The 18,668-nt window shown below is 46.4% G+C and carries 21 protein-coding genes; 8 read left to right on the top strand and 13 right to left on the bottom strand.

What is annotated here, in order from left to right:
- Positions 1 to 154: 154 nt before the first annotated feature.
- Genes FIU95_RS06390 through FIU95_RS06380 form a run of 3 tightly spaced genes read right to left on the bottom strand, consistent with a single transcriptional unit; the run spans position 155 to position 2,135 of the window.
- Positions 155 to 1,090 (bottom strand): esterase-like activity of phytase family protein, encoded by a 936-nt coding sequence (locus tag FIU95_RS06390; protein ID WP_152452572.1) that lies wholly within the window; start codon positions 1,088 to 1,090, stop codon positions 155 to 157.
- Positions 1,091 to 1,101: 11 nt separating this feature from the next.
- Positions 1,102 to 1,584, bottom strand: a complete 483-nt coding sequence (locus FIU95_RS06385) for a YajQ family cyclic di-GMP-binding protein (protein WP_152452570.1) — start codon at positions 1,582 to 1,584, stop codon at positions 1,102 to 1,104.
- A gap of 14 nt (positions 1,585 to 1,598) precedes the next feature.
- Entirely contained in the window at positions 1,599 to 2,135 is a 537-nt protein-coding gene (locus tag FIU95_RS06380; RefSeq protein ID WP_152452568.1) for a YaeQ family protein, read from the bottom strand.
- Positions 2,136 to 2,221: 86 nt separating this feature from the next.
- On the opposite strand from FIU95_RS06380, the gene FIU95_RS06375 reads away from it, so the two are divergent.
- The 6 genes from FIU95_RS06375 (at position 2,222) to FIU95_RS06350 (ending at position 8,416) form a co-directional block, all read left to right on the top strand.
- Entirely contained in the window at positions 2,222 to 2,836 is a 615-nt protein-coding gene (locus FIU95_RS06375; protein WP_152452566.1) for a LemA family protein, read from the top strand.
- A 17-nt stretch (positions 2,837 to 2,853) separates the two neighbouring features.
- On the top strand, positions 2,854 to 3,615 hold the full coding sequence (locus FIU95_RS06370; protein WP_152452564.1) for a YgcG family protein: 762 nt from the start codon (positions 2,854 to 2,856) through the stop codon (positions 3,613 to 3,615).
- Positions 3,615 to 4,226, top strand: a complete 612-nt coding sequence (locus FIU95_RS06365; protein ID WP_253868892.1) for a TPM domain-containing protein — start codon at positions 3,615 to 3,617, stop codon at positions 4,224 to 4,226. The genes FIU95_RS06370 and FIU95_RS06365 overlap by 1 nt, the downstream gene beginning before the upstream one ends.
- Before the next feature lie 653 nt (positions 4,227 to 4,879).
- Positions 4,880 to 6,508: a hypothetical protein gene (locus tag FIU95_RS06360; RefSeq protein WP_152452560.1), complete on the top strand. Its 1,629-nt coding sequence runs from the start codon at positions 4,880 to 4,882 to the stop codon at positions 6,506 to 6,508.
- A 30-nt stretch (positions 6,509 to 6,538) separates the two neighbouring features.
- Positions 6,539 to 7,417, top strand: coding sequence for a HupE/UreJ family protein (locus FIU95_RS06355; protein WP_152452558.1), 879 nt, complete (start codon positions 6,539 to 6,541; stop codon positions 7,415 to 7,417).
- Positions 7,418 to 7,435: 18 nt separating this feature from the next.
- Positions 7,436 to 8,416 (top strand): carbon-nitrogen hydrolase family protein, encoded by a 981-nt coding sequence (locus FIU95_RS06350; protein WP_152452556.1) that lies wholly within the window; start codon positions 7,436 to 7,438, stop codon positions 8,414 to 8,416.
- Positions 8,417 to 8,656: 240 nt separating this feature from the next.
- On the opposite strand, the gene FIU95_RS06345 is transcribed toward FIU95_RS06350, so the two are convergent.
- Both FIU95_RS06345 and FIU95_RS06340 read right to left on the bottom strand, forming a co-directional pair.
- Complete coding sequence (locus FIU95_RS06345; RefSeq protein ID WP_152452554.1) at positions 8,657 to 9,247, bottom strand: RNA methyltransferase; 591 nt, start codon at positions 9,245 to 9,247, stop codon at positions 8,657 to 8,659.
- A gap of 128 nt (positions 9,248 to 9,375) precedes the next feature.
- Complete coding sequence (locus FIU95_RS06340; protein ID WP_152452552.1) at positions 9,376 to 10,050, bottom strand: hypothetical protein; 675 nt, start codon at positions 10,048 to 10,050, stop codon at positions 9,376 to 9,378.
- Positions 10,051 to 10,365: 315 nt separating this feature from the next.
- On the opposite strand from FIU95_RS06340, the gene FIU95_RS21100 reads away from it, so the two are divergent.
- Positions 10,366 to 10,524 (top strand): hypothetical protein, encoded by a 159-nt coding sequence (locus FIU95_RS21100; protein ID WP_172975333.1) that lies wholly within the window; start codon positions 10,366 to 10,368, stop codon positions 10,522 to 10,524.
- 264 nt (positions 10,525 to 10,788) lie between these two features.
- Positions 10,789 to 11,046 (top strand): hypothetical protein, encoded by a 258-nt coding sequence (locus FIU95_RS06335; RefSeq protein ID WP_152452550.1) that lies wholly within the window; start codon positions 10,789 to 10,791, stop codon positions 11,044 to 11,046.
- A 216-nt stretch (positions 11,047 to 11,262) separates the two neighbouring features.
- Here FIU95_RS06335 and FIU95_RS06330 read toward each other — a convergent pair whose 3' ends face one another.
- The 8 genes from FIU95_RS06330 to lysS form a co-directional block, all read right to left on the bottom strand.
- Positions 11,263 to 11,739 carry a dual specificity protein phosphatase family protein gene (locus FIU95_RS06330; protein ID WP_152452548.1) on the bottom strand — a complete coding sequence of 159 codons (477 nt, stop codon included), beginning with the start codon at positions 11,737 to 11,739 and terminating at the stop codon, positions 11,263 to 11,265.
- Between the two features lie 107 nt (positions 11,740 to 11,846).
- On the bottom strand, positions 11,847 to 12,332 hold the full coding sequence (locus FIU95_RS06325) for a hypothetical protein (RefSeq protein ID WP_152452546.1): 486 nt from the start codon (positions 12,330 to 12,332) through the stop codon (positions 11,847 to 11,849).
- Positions 12,333 to 12,483: 151 nt separating this feature from the next.
- Positions 12,484 to 12,783: a barstar family protein gene (locus tag FIU95_RS06320; protein ID WP_172975332.1), complete on the bottom strand. Its 300-nt coding sequence runs from the start codon at positions 12,781 to 12,783 to the stop codon at positions 12,484 to 12,486.
- 108 nt (positions 12,784 to 12,891) lie between these two features.
- Entirely contained in the window at positions 12,892 to 13,707 is an 816-nt protein-coding gene (locus tag FIU95_RS06315; RefSeq protein WP_152452542.1) for a hypothetical protein, read from the bottom strand.
- A 105-nt stretch (positions 13,708 to 13,812) separates the two neighbouring features.
- The gene (locus FIU95_RS06310) at positions 13,813 to 14,145 is read right to left on the bottom strand and encodes a hypothetical protein (protein ID WP_152452540.1); all 333 of its coding nucleotides are present in this window, start codon (positions 14,143 to 14,145) and stop codon (positions 13,813 to 13,815) included.
- A gap of 105 nt (positions 14,146 to 14,250) precedes the next feature.
- Positions 14,251 to 14,781, bottom strand: a complete 531-nt coding sequence (locus FIU95_RS06305) for a hypothetical protein (RefSeq protein WP_152452538.1) — start codon at positions 14,779 to 14,781, stop codon at positions 14,251 to 14,253.
- 466 nt (positions 14,782 to 15,247) lie between these two features.
- Positions 15,248 to 16,456 (bottom strand): transposase, encoded by a 1,209-nt coding sequence (locus FIU95_RS06300; protein ID WP_152452536.1) that lies wholly within the window; start codon positions 16,454 to 16,456, stop codon positions 15,248 to 15,250.
- A gap of 645 nt (positions 16,457 to 17,101) precedes the next feature.
- On the bottom strand, positions 17,102 to 18,586 hold the full coding sequence (gene lysS, locus FIU95_RS06295) for a lysine--tRNA ligase (RefSeq protein ID WP_152452534.1): 1,485 nt from the start codon (positions 18,584 to 18,586) through the stop codon (positions 17,102 to 17,104).
- Positions 18,587 to 18,668 lie beyond the last annotated feature (82 nt).

Here is an 18,668-nt window from a genome sequence, read left to right as displayed (position 1 = left end):
CAATGATTGCATTTTGCGGCGGTTTTCACAGACGCGAGCACTAACTACAGTCTTTGTGCTCCCTCAGCCCAGAATTGACAAGCCCCAAACGCGACAGCACCAGTGCCAAAAATTGCACTTCTCTTTGAAGTCATAAAGATAGTGCTTGTAGGCTCTAATGATTACTCTCAGGGAAGGCTAGATGCAGCAATAAGGCGCGTTTGTCCTCCGGCGCCTGAGCACGGCCGACATTATTATTATCCAATACAACGAAAATGCCCTGGGAATTGACTGCTAACCCTTCTCCCTTGCCATAACGGGTTTCTTCGTAAATCCGTTCGGGAGACTCCTCTAACGCGCGATAATCCACACACCACTGGGCTTTTAAGCTTGAGAGTTCCCTGCGACATACTGCGTGGGCATTGCGCTCCAAGGTGAACAGGCCCCCGTCATAATAATCAAGACCGGTCAGATCTTCTGAGCGCCCATAAAAGTCCAATCCAGTAACCGGCGGCAGGGTAAATGTTCTGACCTCGCCATTAGCACTTAGCCGCAGTAAACCACGAGGATCGCGCTCCATTGCCACCCAAAAGGTATCACCGGCCTTGACCAATCCCTCGCTGGAAGCGTTGGGCTTTTGCAGATAGCCCTGCTCCCTGGCTTTTGGCGACCAGATATGCTCCTGCCAAATCGCCCTACCCTGAGCATCCACATTGGCGATACGGTTGTAATGCTCGCTCACCAGGTGAATGGTGCCATCGGCACAGCTGATACCTTCGAAGTCCAGCTCATCAGCAGGCCGGAAGAACTCAGTAAGGGCGACCCATAAACTCCCCGTCTGATCCTTACTGGGGATACCCAGATCGGCGAGAAGTAGATGGGAGCGCAGCTCGGCGCGATCGCCATCTATCTCCAAAGCGTAAACCTCTCCAGAGTCCTTGTCGGAAACTGCCAGCAACTTGCCGGCACAAAAGCTTAAGCCCGAAATGTCCAGCCCTTCGCTGTTATCCACCCAATAGCTGGCCTGCAGCTTTGCGGGGGTAATTTCCACTGCTGCCGCCAGAGGCGAGAGCAACACAAGAGTAATACTGAAGAGAAAACGTTTAATCACTGAAGAACCAATTAATCGCGGAAGTTGTTAAATTGCAGCGGCTGCTCAAGCTCTTTACCACGTAGAAGGGCAATCACCTGCTGCAGATCATCGCGCTTTTTGCCGGTAACCCGCACCTGCTCGCCCTGAATAGCCGCTTGCACCTTGAGTTTTTCATCTTTGATTAGCTTAACGATTTTTTTTGACAGTTCTTTGTCGAGGCCATTTTTCAGGGTGATACCCACTTTGACCTGCTTGCCAGACTGCTCTTTTTCACCCACGTCCATCGCTAATGGATCGATATCACACTTAATCAAAGCACCGCGCAACATATCCACCATTTGGTCTACCTGCATATCGGCTTCGGCGCGCACCACCAGGGAAAAATCACTCATCTCCACTTCCGCATCCACGCCTTTAAAGTCAAAGCGATTGATGACAGTGCGGTTTACCTGATCTACAGCGTTGGTCAGCTGGTGCTTATCCACTTCAGATACAATGTCAAAAGAAGGCATTAATTTCTCTGCTCCTATTTCCAGATTTGCGGAGTAATCTCCGTATTGTGATTGTTATCAGCCAGCCAAATATGGCCATCTTGAATGGTGATACTGAAATCCATATTGCGCTCGGCCATCTGCGCTAATTGCTCGGTGGTATCAGCGGCGAGATGGTAAACCCTGAGGTTTTCAAAGCGCTCGAGCTGACTTTCCAGCTTTTGCCACCAGATCGGCGCGGCACGCCGCCCGTAACTGTATACCAAAACCTGCCCGGCGCGGTTGCTGGCTTTACGCAAACGCTCCTCGGCCGGAAGGCCCACCTCTATCCAAAGGTCGATCTCTCCACTGAGGTTCTTCTGCCACAAGTCCGCTTCCTCATCAGAGGAGAGACCTCGGGTAAACTCCAGTGCATCGGACGCATTGTGCGCAAACGCCAATAAGCGTACCATCATGCGCTCATCCGTTTCCGAAGGGTGTCGCGCCAAGGTCAGCTGGTGTTCCGCGTAGTAATCGCGGTCCATATCGGCTATTTGCACCTTGGCTTTGAAAATTGTTGCTTTTAGTGCCATTTCGGCTCCATCTCTACGCCACCTTTAGCACTGCAACTAAGGCGGACTATTCTTGGTTGGTTCACGGAAGATTAAGGATATTCCGTATGACCTCTGCGACCGGTGGCAGCCTGCCAATCTGGCGCTGCACCCTGCTGTGTCTGCTGGCAGGCTTTATCAGTGGCTGCGGCATCAACAATATCCCCACCTATGACGAGCAGGTGAAAGCTGCCTGGGCCCAGGTGGAAAACCAATACCAACGCCGCGCAGACCTGGTGCCCAACTTGGTTAAAACCGTTCAAGCCTACGCCGGCCATGAACGCGAGACCCTCCAGGCCGTTACCGAAGCGCGCGCCAAGGTTAATTCCCTGCAGCTGGACGGTGAGCTACTCAACGATCCGGCCAAGCTACAACAGTTCGAGGCTGCACAAACACAGCTCTCCAGCGCCCTATCGCGGCTGATGCTTGTGGTGGAGCGCTACCCCGACCTCAAAGCCAACCAGAACTTCCTCAGCCTGCAATCTCAGCTCGAAGGCACCGAAAATCGCATCAGCGTGGCGCGCCGGGATTATATCCAGGCAGTGCAGCGCTACAACCGTGAGATTCGCACTTTTCCCGGCCGTATCTGGCATGCTCTCCTCTACCGGGATATGCCACTTAGGGAAACCTTCCAGGCTACCAGTGAGGGAGCCGAGAAGGCTCCGGAAGTCAACTTCCAATAGGCAGTCGGAAACCCCTTATGACACGCCCCTCTCTCACCTTATTGACACTCATCACACCGCTGCTGGCCATGGTGCTCTGGGCCGAGGTGCAGTTCCCCCCCCTATCTGGGCGAGTAGTGGACAGAGCCGAGCTGCTGACCGCCGAAGAAAGGTACAAACTGACAGAATTGATTCAGCAATATGAGTCTGAGAGCAGCAATCAACTGGTAGTAGCCACCCTGCCGGAGCTTCAAGGTATCACCATAGAGGAATACGCCAATCAATTGGCGAGAGAGTGGAAGCTGGGGCACAAGAAGAAAAATAACGGGATTCTCTTCTTGATAGCGCCCAAGGAGCGCAAAGTCCGCATTGAAGTGGGCTACGGTCTGGAGGGCGCGCTTACCGATGCGCTATCTGCCAATATTATCCAAACCAAGGTGCTACCAGAATTCCAGAAAGGCGATTTAGCCAAAGGGGTTTACGCCGGGGTGAACTCCATCATTGCCGCCACCAAGAACGAGTATGTGGCTGAGCCGGTGGAGACTAAAAAAGACCGGCGCCTGGCCATTGTGGTTGGTCTATTTCTATTACTGGTAATGCTCCATCTATTCGGCAGCTCTGTCCTCAGCTCCCCGGTTCAAGGCCGAAATTACAAGCGCGGTCGCTTTGGTGGCTACTATGGTAGTGGCGGCTTCGGCGCCGGACATTCAGGTGGCGGTTTTTCCGGCGGTGGTACCGGAGGCGGCTTCAGCGGAGGGGGCGGTGGATTTGGCGGAGGAGGCGCTTCGGGAGGATGGTAATGCTAAGTAGCAGTTATCAACGCCAGGTGGCCGAAGCCATCAAGGAAGTGGAGACCCATACCGACGCGGAACTGGTGGCAATTGTCGCGCGGGAAGCTGATAAATATTTATATATTTCCACTCTATGGGCCGCTTTCATAACTCTATTGCTCTCGCCACTATTTCAATTCCTGCCCTGGTGGCTCAGCTTTCAACAAGCCTTCCTGCTTCAGTGGGTTCTGTTTATCGTTCTGGCAGTGTTCTTTCGTTGGCGGCCAATCACCATGCGCTTGGTGCCTAAGAAGATCAAATTCTGGCGAGCCTCAAACCTGGCCCGCCGCCAATTTCTGGAACAGGAACTGCACAGCACAAAAGATCGCTTGGGTTTGTTGATTTTTGTCTGTGAGGCGGAGCACTATGTAGAAATACTCGCAGACCGCGGCCTTGCTCAGCATGTCTCCAATGACGATTGGCAGACCATCATCGAGCAATTTGTGCGGGAGCTCAAGCGCGGTAAGGCTGGAGAAGCACTGTTACTCTGTATTGCACAATGTGGAGACTTACTAAAAGAGGCCGCCCCAAGTAGTGCCGTAAAGGATGAGCTACCCAACCATCTAATCCTGATCAACTAACGCTAGTTATAGCCCTGCTTTATCGACAGGCATGTTTTTAACGTCACAATAGTCCCATATCCCTGCGCCAACTATTCCTTCTACTAAGCTGCTGCTTAAGAAACGTTAATTACCATAGACAGCTGGGGTTACACAGTTGGGATTGACGAACGATGATATGTTATAGCGTGTCACTAAATAGAACGTGGCCTCAAGGATGGAGCGGTTAATAACGATGCCTGTCGCCTAGCTTCTATTTAGCATTTATCTATTTGGTATTTATCTAATTAGTTTCTATCTAAATTTCATTATACAGAAACTACCAGCCAGCCTAGAGGGCAAGGTGGGCTTCATCCCCTTCACTGAGGACGATCCAGTGGTTTGTCAGAATTTGATTAATCAAATCTATCAAAAGGTAAATAAAGCTTTCGATACTGACGTAAAAGCGCCAAATTAACTGATCAGCACTCTGCTGCCTGACCGCTATTAACTCAAGACTTCTTAGCAAAAACTTGAAACCACAAAAATAGAAAAGTCAAATGGACAAATTCATCACTTTAATTTCGATCCTTACATCGCTCCTTATACCGATCCTTATATCACCACTTACTCGTGCTGACTTTATTAGTCTTACTGGAGCGGAAACTGCACCAAATATCGCAGAAATAGAGATATTGAATAATCACCTACACATCAGCCTTGAAATCTCCGCAGCTGATGCCGGTACATTCTGGCCAGAACTGCCATCAACCAAAAGTATCTATGAAATCGCTCGGCTTGCCCAAACACAAAAAGAGTTCGCCATTGAGGTTTATTCCCCGGATGGAAAAATTGAACCCACAACAACATCCATCAGAATTGCAGAGAGAAAGCCAAGAAACTCCCCTTTTGCAGGAAAAACAGACCCCAGGACCGGGGTGCGTATGCCGGATTTCCCCTCCGATAAAACCATCATCTTAGCCAATTTGGAATTTCCCATAAAGGGGTTGACCAATCTGGAAATCCGCCCTCCATTAGATACAGATGGCACAGCCTCAGTCACAATCGGGTTTACTAGCCAGCATGGCCACACACCCGTGAGTAGTTTCCACTATTTGTCTCAGGCTGAACCTCTAAAAATCGACTGGAAAGACCCTTGGAACACTCAATTCGAAAACCAAAATATCAATCGACATAACCGCCACCCCCTCAGGTCCTTTCTCTATGTAGAGCCTCGCCAGATTCGCCACGAGATCCTACTGCGCCCGAGAGACTTATTGCAATGGACTGACCAATCCTTTAACGCCTGGCAACCGCTCACAATCAAGCGAAGAAAACAGCTACAGGAGACCGCAGAAAAATTTCTGCTAAGAAAAAATCCCACCACCATCGACCAGACTCCAGTAGAACCCGTAAGCACTGAAACGGTATTTCTTAAAGCCAACAATACGGGCTTCACCACCGTAAAAGAGCACGAGTCCATTGAGATGGGCTCCCTGTTAATTGGTTACCGGGAAAAATATCCTATTAAAGAGTTACCGCAGAGTGTCACCATAGACTGGAAGCTCTTTACCGAATCTATCAACTCCGTTCCCACATTAATCCAGGACCCAGCAGGCCCCTTCCCCACCCATGTGATGCCGGATTTCCCCGACATCCAATGGCGCAACTATTTATACGATTATCGCGCGCCCAACAGCGACCCTGTGCCCGTTGAGAGTACTATAGCCGCCATTCCCATGGCAGTACTTTTCTCTTTCTGTTTTGCGGTATTTTTTATTCTTACATTGCGCAGCAAAAGAGTGGAGACCAAAAACAAGCATCCAATACTTTTTTACAGCATCGTGATTATCTGCGCAGTACCCATCTATTATGCCCTTCCAAGTGAGCTGCGCATTCCTTTACCTGGAACCATTAACAAAAAAGAACTAAAGGAAATTACAGAGACATTGCTTGTGAGGCTTTCCGCCGCTTATGAAGAACCACAGAGCGAGGAATTAAAAGTTCAACTTGCCAACCTGGTAAGCCGAGAAAGATTTAGCTACACGGTACAAAACCTTTCACAAATCTATCAACCATTAACCAGTAGTGGCAATAAAGGTTCAATCAGGTCTATTCGCGATCTGGAAATCGAACATGCTGATCAAACCGTCGTAAACGGAAATAAGACCTTCAGAATTGTCGGCAAGTGGCACTCATACATCGAAGACTATAGCTGGGGACAGATGGAGCAATTACCGAGAGAAACCCGTGCGAGCATTGAAATCACTCAATCTGACAATTATTGGAAGATATCGGCCTTTACACCGCTTTCTATACGATAACCTTACCGCTAGGCTTGGAAGGTAAGCACAATGAAAAAACACCATTCATATCTCATTCAGCTCCTTTCACTGGCTCTGGCGCTACACTTATCTGCAATATCCCAAACTGTTGAGGCCCATTTCTTACTCAACCAAAATATAAAAGTCCGACACATTGAGCATACTTCCAACGGAGCAAGCCTCTATACGAAGCTACCTCTTATTTATTTACTAGGGGATAAAGCCCAGCTCACTACCGATCCCAACTCAGGAAAAACTCAGGTGAACCGCTCTAAGTGGGTAACGAGTAATGTTCTAATTAGTCATTCCAGTGTGAACTCTGTAAAGACCTTCCTCCTGCAGGGCATTGTGCATATTATTGAAGGATTAGATCATGTGCTTTTTGTACTCTGCCTTAGCTTAAGTGCACTAACCCTCCCCCTACTACTATGGCGTGTCACTGGCTTTACCATCGGCCATAGTATTACCCTGTCAGCGGGATTCTTTGGTTTTATTCCCACCGCTGCCTGGTTTATCCCATTAATTGAAACCGGGATCGCTATTTCTATTATCTATGTAGCCTGGCTTTCGTTAAGGAAACCATCCATCACTACAACATCCAGCGAGCGAACAATTTTTTTCACTGCCTGTATGCTGGGCCTACTGCATGGACTGGGGTTTTCTTTTGTTTTGCACGACATACTCAGTATCAACTCACCTAATATTTGTCAGAGCCTGTTGGCATTTAATCTCGGCGTGGAAGCGGGTCAGATTTTAATAATTTTGGCAATCTGGCCTCTTCTTTACTTGGCTAGGCACCGACAGCAAGCATGGGAGACTCAACTACGCTATTCAATTGCCACTATGTGTTGTGCCGCTGCCTTAATCTGGACCTTTCAGAGGGGCTATGGGTTGATCAGTGTTATTTAGCAAGAAACAACATTTATTATGCTGGACAGTAAATCGACTAACTCAAAGTTAAAAGTGGCTGTAGTTCAAGCCGCGCCCTGCTTACTGAATTTACAAGCAGGGATTGAAAAAGCGATCGCCTTTATTGATGAGGCGGGACAAGCCGGCGCAAAGATTATAAATTTCCCGGAGCTATGGCTACCAGGATATCCCTGGTGGATCTGGCTAAATCCACCAGCGGAGAATATGCAGTACGCCATTGGCTATATCAAGAACTCACTCGTCGTCGATGATAAATTCGACCAAACTCTACGCAAAGCTGCATGCCGCAATAGTATCCATGTGATTATGGGCCTCTCAGAGCGAATGGGCAGCAGCCTTTATATTGCCCAGTGGCACTATGGGCCTGAAGGAGAGGTTCTCTGGCGCCGTCGCAAGTTAAAGCCCACCCATGTAGAGCGCAGTGTGTTTGGCGAGGGGGATGGCAGTGGCCTGATTGTTGCAGGAACAGAATATGGACGTCTGGGTGCCCTCTGCTGCTGGGAGCACCTGCAGCCTCTCATGAAGTTTGCGCTGTACAGCCAGAATGAAGAAATACACTGTGCAGCAACCCCTACTTACGGTCTTTATACAAAACTCTTCAAAGCATTTAGCCCAGAAATCAGTATGCGCGTCTACCAAATCTATGCGCTAGAGGGGCAATGCTTTGTCTTATCTGCCTGCTCAATAATCGATAAAGCTATTTTCAACCAGCTGGTTAAGAACGAACAACAGGAAAGTTATTTAGAAATGGGGGGCGGCTACAGCCGAATCTTCGCCCCTGACGGATCAGAATTCAAAAATCACCTCCCCCACAACCAAGAGGGCTTATTGATTGATGAGATTGACCTAGACCAAATACTCGCCGCCAAAACCACCGCCGATCCCGCAGGCCACTATGCTCGCGCCGATGCAGTGGCCCTATTGCATAACCATAGGCCACGGTACTCGGTAATCGACTTTAACGAGATTGATTTTTAAGAAATGCCAGAGCCTCCCTATTAAATCCTGCCCAAAATACCAGGCAGGGAAGGAAATTCAGAGCTTTACTAACTCCAGATCTATTTAATATAGGGGTGTGACAGAAAAACACCTTAATAAATTATTTATGGTTAAACACCGCAATCAAACGCGGCTTACTTTTTGTATTTTTTACACGAAAATAGGAGCGCTGTGGCCGTGTAAAAAGCGCACAAAGTAAGACGTCGAGTGTATTACTTTTTACGCGCCGCGGTTGGCCCGCTTGTACTTTTCCTGATACTCCCGGCGCTGTTTAGTAACTTCATACAAAACAATTCCAGATGTTGTTCCGAGATTCAGGCTTTCTATCATTCCAAACATTGGAATGGATACGCAGAATTCACTATTTTCAACTGCAAGATCACTTATACCTCTAGATTCATTACCAAACCATACAGCCAATTTTGGCTGTGTATAATCAGCCTCGTGCAATATAAAATTGTCCTTTCCTTTTACATGAGGTGAAGTGACGATTGAGGTAAATCGGTTCTTCTCCAAATGAGCCAAACATTCTTCGGTACTATCAAACCGCTTTACGAAGCTCCATTTGATCGCAGAGACAGATGGTTTAGAAAGTGATTTCCTTTCTCTCATTTCCTGCCAATCATCAGGTAGTGAATTGCGTGGATCAACAATGTATGTTTTTTCGACCCCTAGCGCATTGACGTTTCTAATGACTGTTCCGATGTTCTTCATATCTATTGGATATTCCAGGACAGCGATAAGATGTTTGCAACGGTAAGGTTTGATTTCATCGGCTCTTTTCCGAGCGTCACTTTTGTCAACCTCCATATTTCATAGATCTCAGATAAATTACTTGCACATAGCACCCACCTCAACTGCTGGAGGCTGCTGAGGCCTTTTGTGCGATTTTTTGCATAAAAGGTGTCAGTGGACGGAGATCCGATTGCAGGCGTTTTCTATAGCTTCCCACCAACATTTGCCAATACTCTCTCAGACTCTTTTTGAAAGCTTATCAATGAATATTTTAGAATCACCACTTTTCTCTGAATCTGGCAAATAAAAGCAATAGATTTACTATCACTGGATAACTCATAATCCATGACTTGATTAATATTGCTCACTAATTCGGTATATTGACTTCCGTCAGGCTTTACCAAAGCAATGGTAAATCTATCGTAATTAGATAACAAGCCATCAAAATTAGTGTCTTCTTTCACAACATTCAGATAGATTGCGTTCACAGGTGTTTCCTCGCCTTCTTCTGACTTTTGCTTTAGCAGCTTTATTTCTTCTATCAAGTTTCGGTTATTATCGAATAGCCAACTAGAATTAAGTTCATCGCCAATTAAAAAAAGGATATTACGTGTTTTAGATGGCGTGTAACCTGAAAACTTTCCACCTTCACTATCATTATAAAGCTCTACGAAATATGAGTTATGCCCATCAATTTCTTTCAATCTTCCCATTCTAAGCTCAACAGGCTCTCCTGATCCGTCTACCTTAGCCACCTCAACAGCTCTACTTTTCTTCCACTTAGCCGATTGGGAAGTAAAATAGAAAATAGACCCAATGCCAACCAATAGAATTAATAGAAACAATACCGAATTTATCTTTTGGATCACTTGAAACATGTGAAAATACTCATTTATTTTATCTAACTATCATGCCCGCAACACCGGCAGCTTGAGTGGAGCGGAAGACGGGTCCGCGTGCTTACGCTTGTATGTTTGTTCTTGTCCGATTCTGATGTAGAAAATCCTTTTCGCTAACGGGTAAATTGAGACCCACCTTCGGCGGCCACCGAAGGCCTTGTTTGTCACAGTTCGTTGCTACGCCGGTTCATAAAGACCGATAACAAGTATGAACGTGACAGGCACTCACTAGGCATAACTCGAATAGTCATGTGGGCCTTGAGCCCGAATAGCAAGCCGGAGATAGCTTATCTTATGGAACCTCAAGAGATCAATGTCGGTATCGATACCAGCAGTAAACAACTCGATATTTATGTGAGACCTACTGGCCAGTTCTTTAGTGTTACCAATAACAAAGAAGTATTAAAGACGCCATTAAACAACTACAACCGCTTAAACCTCAAAGAGTATTAATCGAGTCCACAGGAAGGCTAGAATTAGAATTTGTCTGTGCTGCACATAAAGCGGGACTGCCGATAGTTGTTTGCTATCCGTCACAAGTAAGAAACTTTGTAAAGTCAGCGGGGGCGGCTCGCAAAAAAAGATAAACTAGATGCAATTGACAACGCACATTTTGGTGAAGCAATAAAGCCAAGATTGTCATCGATCGAACCAGAAAAACTAAGAAATACCAGTGATTTGCTGACGGTCAGGAACCAGTCCTTAGAAATAAGCACAATGCAAAAGAATCGTCTCAAGAGAATGCCCAAGTCTGTGCACAAGCCCATTCAGGCTATCTTAAAAGCCGTCAAGAAAGAGCTAGAAGGGGTCGATAAGCAACTTGATAAACTTGTTAATAGTGTTGCCGAGTGGCGACAAAAACGCGATCTCTTATTAAGCGCTAAAGGAGTCGGCAATGTACTGGCTTACACGCTAATGAGCGAACTTCCTGAGATGTGCGACATCGTGTACGCACGGTTTTGTTTGTTTCTATGATGTCGGCAATACAATGCCACCCTAGAATAAAGCCAATGTATGAGTGCCTGATCTCTGCTGGCAAACCAAAGAAAGCTGCCCTTATCCACCTTATCGTATGTATGAGGAAACAACTTACCATCCAAAATGCGATGGTAAAAAACAACACTTACTGGGATGAGAAAACGGCCTAAATACTTGACAAAGGACCATAGTCACTTGTTACATAGTTGGTCATCAAATAAAACCAAGCCATGCTTCTTGTTCTTCGGTATCAGGTACTTGAACACCACGAGCACTAGATATTAATGCTAAAGACTCTTCTGCATTCAAACCTGATTTCACTAAAATGGCGCCCGCTATTATTCCGGTACGGCCAATACCGGCTCTGCAATGAATAGCTATATGCTTGCCTGAACGTATTTCTTGCAATAGATGCTCAGCCAACTCAATTGCTTGTTGTGTATTAGGCAAGCCTCTATCAGGTATGGGAAATGAAACAAACTCGATGGAATTCTTTATACAGAGCTGTTCTTCACAGGCTAAACCTACCTCTTGTTGCTCGAAAGTTTCAAGCAGGCAAACAATCTTGTTAATACCCAGACGAGCAAAACCTATAAATTCATCTTCGATCCACTCTCCAGATGCAGGTTTAGCCATTACTGTTAATGTGCCAGATTCTATGTCTTTTACTTTATATGTAGTTGGTAACATACGCTCCTAAACTATGTAACGCCAGCAACACGGGCCGGAGCCGCAATGCGGCGAAGGTCCAGTAAATGCGCAGCATTTGCGATCGCGCCTGCCCTTGTTAAAAATTTCTACCACCTATTAGTAATAGTCTCAATTGACCTTGAGACCAACTTACCTGAATGGAAGTCATAAACTACAGCTTCATACTCGACGCCAGATAAACCATGCTCTTTTGGGGATAGAAAAGTTCTCTCACCAATTCTTACGATGATTTTTCCTGTATACCAAGTAGCGGCAATGGGATAGCTTTTATTCGGAAAAATTGTGTCCACATCGATAGGTTTTGGAGATTTATCACAAGCATTGGCAACCAAGTACCTTAGAACAAGCATCTCTTTTTCTAAAGCCCATGATCCTCGATACCCTCGCCAATTTGCGCTACACATCTGAGGCTTGACCTTTTCATGAAAGGATTTTTGATCAATATATGAATCTAGTGGTAGCTGAGATATTTCGAATCTAGCTTGATCAACAGTAAATTCTTCTTTGATTTGTTGTGTAGCTGAGGCCTGCAAGCTCATGAACAATAAGAGGCTTGTTAATAGTAACTTCACTTGAATCATTTCCTATTTTTAACGCCGCCGACAGGGGCAGCTTACCTGATGCGCGATTTGCGCGAAAATGGGTGCGCAGCGACCAGCGCAAAACGTGTACCAGGCAAGCTATCCCGGAGCAAATTGCTCGGCTTGTTAGTGCATGGGACCACTACAACACTCTGAATGATAATAAACTACCGGGGTCCGATCTAAGATCATAAGAGATTTGCTTAAGATGATCATAAAACAGCCCTTCTCGAAAGCTCTTCAAGCTATCTGAATTTCTAACGGATATTAACTTAGTTCCTTCAATTGGAGCTCCCGGACCTCCAGCGTGCAAAGCATCCCAAAGCGCATCTAAGTTTCTACCAAATAGATCACCTTCAACAGTATCCACAGAGGATAAGTATTTATCCCAGAACTCTTCTTCTGATTTTATATTTGTGCAGTCGACAATGAATTTACTCATGGATTTATTGTGCACTAACGTCCGCATTTGGAGCCGTAGTGAAGCGCCGTGTAACGAAGGTTCCAACCCCATAGGGGCGAACAACATGCGCTCGTTATGTTTCTGGGCTTAACGACGATTTTTCCCAACAGTACACCCCTTTATACTGAGAACTGAGGAACAGACCCAAGCTGGCTTTTCATCTAGCCATATCACTTCCCCATCAAACGCACCAATAAAGAATTGAGGCTCCTTAAATACAAAACCGCCTGGTATTAGGATGCTCTTAAACTTTCCATTACTTGATATCGCTTCTTCAGGTAACACATTAAGCAAATATTGGTATTCTGTTAAATTGGCCCCCAATTCAACTACGTCCATAGTTGCATCTGTTTTCGAATCTTGGTGCTCCCCTATAGTAGCAATAGGAATCATAACTGCACCTAAAATAATAGGTGCCCCACCAGTTATTACTGAATACGTAAGTAGTTCAACGCCGTAACCTACCGCCTCTAAGTTGTTTTGATCTTTATTTCCTAAGTTAGGATCAAAACTGAGAGGCAATCTAGCCTTAACAAGATTCTCCGTAAAATCATTAAGACATTTGTCTGGGTCATCCGATTCATACAGAGGAAATACCATACATTCAGATAGCCCATGACTTCCATAGCCATCATCTTTAGCGATGGCCTCTAGTTTTCCATCTTTAAAAAGGAAACTAAGGAGCCCTTCTACTTTAGACCGGTCATATTGAATGAATAGGTAATTAGATTCATTACTCCGGTATTGCGACCTTCGATAAACTTTATCACCTAGCTTTTGAGTGATTACGTTTACGTCAGTATCGCCATAATTCCAAGTAGAAATATCTCGTTGACTGATCGTTGTGTTCGAAGCGCACCCTGTAAGAATAGAAACACTTAGAATGAGGTATCTAATTTTCACCCTGCCTCCCCACTATTAAAAACATAACGCCCCGCACAAGGGCAGACAGATAAGCGCAGCGTTTTGACTGTCCCAGCGACCAACGGGAGCGATTGCTGCGGTTTGTTATATGCTGGTGAGCTGTGGATCATGCCACACATCCTCGTACTCGCCAGCGATTAAAAATCTATAACCTGGAGGCAATGATAAATACTGCTCTAATTCAGGTAGATACTTCGGTATATGACTAACGTGCAATGCCTTGAAAAAATCTGCGTTTTCGGACATTTCTTCGCCGCACCAGATATACCAGCCACATGTTCCATTCTCTGGGTTGAGTCGTAAACCATTAATTGGCATCTTGCCAATAGTTTCGATAGCTATGCCTAGCTTTTCACCCGCATTGGAGGGGAGTGGCATTACATCGAATTTTTTACATATTTTCTTTTGGCTTGACACAATATTTCCTAGGGCATGTAACGCCGGCCACACAGGCGAGCGAAACGAAGTGTAGCGAGTCCAGCCAAATGCGTTTTTTGCATTTGGCGGTTGTGCTGGCCTTTGTCAGCTTCGTTTTCCAAATACAAAGTGCTTTCCCTCAACTGTACCTAATGTTGGGAGCATATTATCCATGCCTCCTTTTATGGTTTTTCCGCTTAGGTCCCATTCAACCTGGGGAAGCCAATAGTCAAGCTCCTCTCTGTTGTCGTGGCACTTAATGGGCATGCTTTCATCAACCTTGCTTCCTGAAAAGGTTGGCCCAAAATTAAAGCATGGCCAAGCAGGCCTCCACCAGTACATATCGGGAAGCCCTGTTGCTTTTCCTTTGCGGGGAATATCAAAAGCAGTAATGGAGCCACTATGGCTCTTGTAGATCATTACGCTCCATTTATAGCCTCTGATTGAATCACCGTAGTTTGGGTGATCAAAAATTATAAATTCGCCATTATTAATCTTTGATATATCTAGCTTAAACAGGGCTGCTTCAGCTTTAGCATTAGGCTGAAGCGATGAAAAAAAAGGCACCATAGAGAAAACAACCCCTATTAATAGAGTTGTTGAAACTAGAATCAATAACGATTTCTTTTGGTTCATATTTAAGCTAACGCTTCAATAACCGGCAGCTGTAACGAAGCGAAGCGTAGTGTAAGCTGTCCGGCGCCGAAGGCACGAAGTTGATTGACTTGTTATGTGTTTTACTCACAAAGGAACCCTTTGGCATTGTATATTGAATAGTATTTTGTGGAGGCGCCAGGTGTGTGAGAAAAGCCAATTTCAATTGGCCCTTTCGGGTCTGGAACGATTACATTTCCGCCTAACTCAGCCACTTTCCTCTTTGCACTCTTATATGCACCCTCATCAGTCTTGCCTGTTCCAGATACGAAGCCTTTCACTTTACAAGAAGTAGGTTCGTGATGACGAAAGATGACACTTCTCTCTATTGTGTTACAGCCGACTATTACCAACAAACTGGCAACTACTAGATTTCTCATATGTGATTACACATAACGCTTAGATAACCTGCACTGCAGGCGGTAAAAAAAATGACCTGGCATTGAATTTAGGCCGAACTAAAGAGGCCCATTCCTGCAGTGTCTGGTTCATCGCCATGTTGTACGTTCCCGCCGGCACTATCTTGTCGAGCCACCCCCTTTATAAAGGAAATTCCTTTTTTCGCCTTAGACCACACCCTGCCACTCAGTTTTGTGGGCTCGTGGCACTGACCACACTCTACCACCAGATCTTGGATTTGTAATCCAGCCGGGAGTGGTTGATCTTTCATTAAACCCACGAGATTGCTACATAGATCGTGCTTTTTCTTGTTACATCCAGCATATAATCCGTAACCTCGTACCATATGCTTACCTATCGGGGGTATGTGCTGCAAAATACGCCTTAAGAACTCCAGAGGCTTTAACCGTAGTTGCTTACGTCGCTGATCACGGTGATCAAAATAACGAAACTTCAGCCCCTTATGATCCACATTTAATATCTGCTTTGGCTTCAGCGGACCGCCTTTGATATAGCGTGAAAAATACAGCAGAACACCTCGGCCATGCTCATATCGTTCCTGAATACGAACTGACCATTCTTTGCGATAGCAAGCTTTAAAGAGGATATCAAATTGGCCTATTGACCAATTGGGAGGGAGCTTGAGTAACCCGGCACGATACTGTTCTAATAAAAGCGCTTGAAATTTTCCTCTATAAAGGCTCTTTACCACTCGCACAGGCAATAAATATTCACCTGTTTCTTTCCAGTTTTCCCTTAAAGTCAAACCGCCGGCGGTTATCAAGCAGTGTATATGAGGATGTAAAGTTAACTGTCTTCCCCAAGTATGCAGAGCCATAAGCATCCCAGGGGTTACTCCGTGATAAGCCTTACTCGCCATCAATTCAAATAGCGTTTCTTTACTTGATAAAAAGAGTATATCTGTAAGCCTTTCTTCGTTGTATTGCCATAATTGCAGATACTCATGAGGAATAGTAAAGACCACATGAAAATGCTCTGTATCAAATAATTTACGACGCTGCTGATCAACCCACTGTAACTGTTTTCGACCTGAACAAAGAGGACAGCTTCTGTGTCTGCAAGAATGATACTGTTCAGTTACATGGTTGTGCTTACAGCGATAATAACTGCTTCCCATCGCTTTTGTACGGCACTCTTGAATTGATGAGATAGCTTTCAAATTTTTTAGTGGCTGCGCAGTTTTAGATAAATAACCACTGTACGCAGAAAATATATTTTGCAATACCCGGTTATGCATTTTCTAAAATGCCTCTTATAATTTAAAGGTGGCACCACTCCCGCGCAGCGGGTTTGTACAACATTTATATAGTGATCACTCCGACCGCTATTATCCTGATTACTATCTCAGGATCAATTTACCAATCCAACTCTTAATTTCATTTCAGAATCATAGGGTTAAATAAACTTGGCTCGATCGTACAAACTGGAAAGATGATCACTCTGACCACTATCACAATTTTTTAGGGATCAGCAACCTATTGATTTTTAACATTTTTATCCTTTAGATTATTTTCCTGCGAAAATAATGAACACATCGAAAGAAATCCCAAAGCCATTTAAGTTGCTGTTACAAAGTATCCAAAGTAGGAAACTAGAACCAAGCACCACACTCGATGAAGATGAAAACAAGTTGCAGCCACATAGGGCCCCGGGCGCTTCTGAATCACCTGCATTCTGTCGATTCAATACCCAGGTTTTTTCACTGCTTATCTAGGGCATAACCAACCTGCACAGGCTCAACTTTCCCCAAAATAGCGGGGTTGAGGGTCGATTAAAATAGTTGTCACTTTATGGGGAATTTACTGAAAGGAAACCACCGCACCGGAAATGGCGCGGTGGCTGTAGGCACTGGAGATAGTGCGCGGGATTTGCGTTTGTTCGCTTAGTCGTTCGCTTCCGGGCGCATATGCGGGAACAGCAGTACGTCTCGAATTGATGGGGAGTTGGTGAACAGCATTACCAAGCGGTCGATACCGATACCTTCACCAGCGGTGGGCGGCAGGCCGTATTCCAACGCGCGGATATAGTCGGCGTCGTAGTGCATGGCTTCGTCGTCACCGGCGTCTTTCTCTGCCACCTGCGCTCTAAAGCGTTCAGCTTGGTCTTCTGCGTCGTTTAGCTCGGAGAAGCCATTGGCAATCTCGCGGCCGCCAACGAAGAATTCGAAGCGGTCGGTGACGAACGGGTTGTCATCGTTGCGACGCGCCAACGGAGACACTTCGGTTGGGTACTCGGTGATAAAAGTCGGCTGGTCGAGACGGTGCTCTACGGTCTTCTCGAAGATTTCGATCTGTACTTTACCCAGGCCCCAGCTGTCTTTCAGCGGGATGTCCAGTTTCTCGGCAACGGCGCGAGCGGATTCGATGTTGTCGATATCAGCCGCAGTCAGTTCCGGGTTGTAGTGCAGGATGGAATCGAATACAGACAAACGCGCGAACGGCTTGGAGAAGTCGTAGCTGCTTTCCTGGTAATCCACAGTGGTGGAGCCCAGTACATCTTCACAGATACCGCGCAGCATCTTCTCGGTGAGATCCATCAGGTCGTTGTAGTCCGCGTACGCCTGGTAGAACTCGAGCATGGTGAACTCGGGGTTGTGGCGCGTGGACAGGCCTTCGTTGCGGAAATTGCGGTTGATCTCGTACACCCGCTCGAAACCACCCACGACCAAGCGCTTCAGGTATAGCTCCGGGGCAATACGCAGGTACATATCGATATCCAACGCATTGTGATGGGTGACGAACGGACGCGCGCTGGCGCCACCGGGAATTACCTGCAGCATGGGCGTTTCCACTTCCATAAACTGCTGGCCATTGAGGAAGTTGCGGATGTACTCGATAACCTTGGAGCGCACGCGGAACACTTCGCGGGCTTCCGGCGTGGCGATCAGGTCCACGTAGCGCTGGCGATAGCGCATTTCCTGGTCGGCGATGCCGTGGAATTTTTCCGGCAACGGACGCAGCGCTTTGGTCAGCAGGCTGTACTCTTCACAGTTGACGTAGAGGTCGCCCTTGCCGGATTTGTGCAGTGTGCCTTTTACGCCGACGATATCGCCGATATCCCAGGCACCGAAGCGCTCTTTAATATCTTTTTGCGCGGCTTTATCAGCGTAGAGCTGGATGCGGTCAGACACATCCTGGATCACCATAAAGGGTCCGCGTTTCGCCAGGATTCGCCCCGCTACGCACGCCCGTTTACCCAGTTCTTCCAGCTCCTCTTTCTGTTTATCGCCGAACTCAGCTTGCAGGTCGGCAGCGAGGTTCTCGCGGCGAAAACTGTTGGGGAAAGCATTGCCCTTCTCGCGCAGAGCGGAAAGCTTGGTGCGACGCTCGGCGATCAGTTTGTTTTCGTCTTGCTGGATATCAGTCATGGTGATCTATCAGTTTTGTGAGTGATATTACCCCTCGACCCATTAGTGAGAGACGAGGGGCGCGGTGAGAATGGAGACTTTA

Source organism: Microbulbifer sp. THAF38 (assembly GCF_009363535.1).
Taxonomy (GTDB): domain Bacteria; phylum Pseudomonadota; class Gammaproteobacteria; order Pseudomonadales; family Cellvibrionaceae; genus Microbulbifer.
This window is presented reverse-complemented; position numbering and strand designations above follow the sequence as displayed.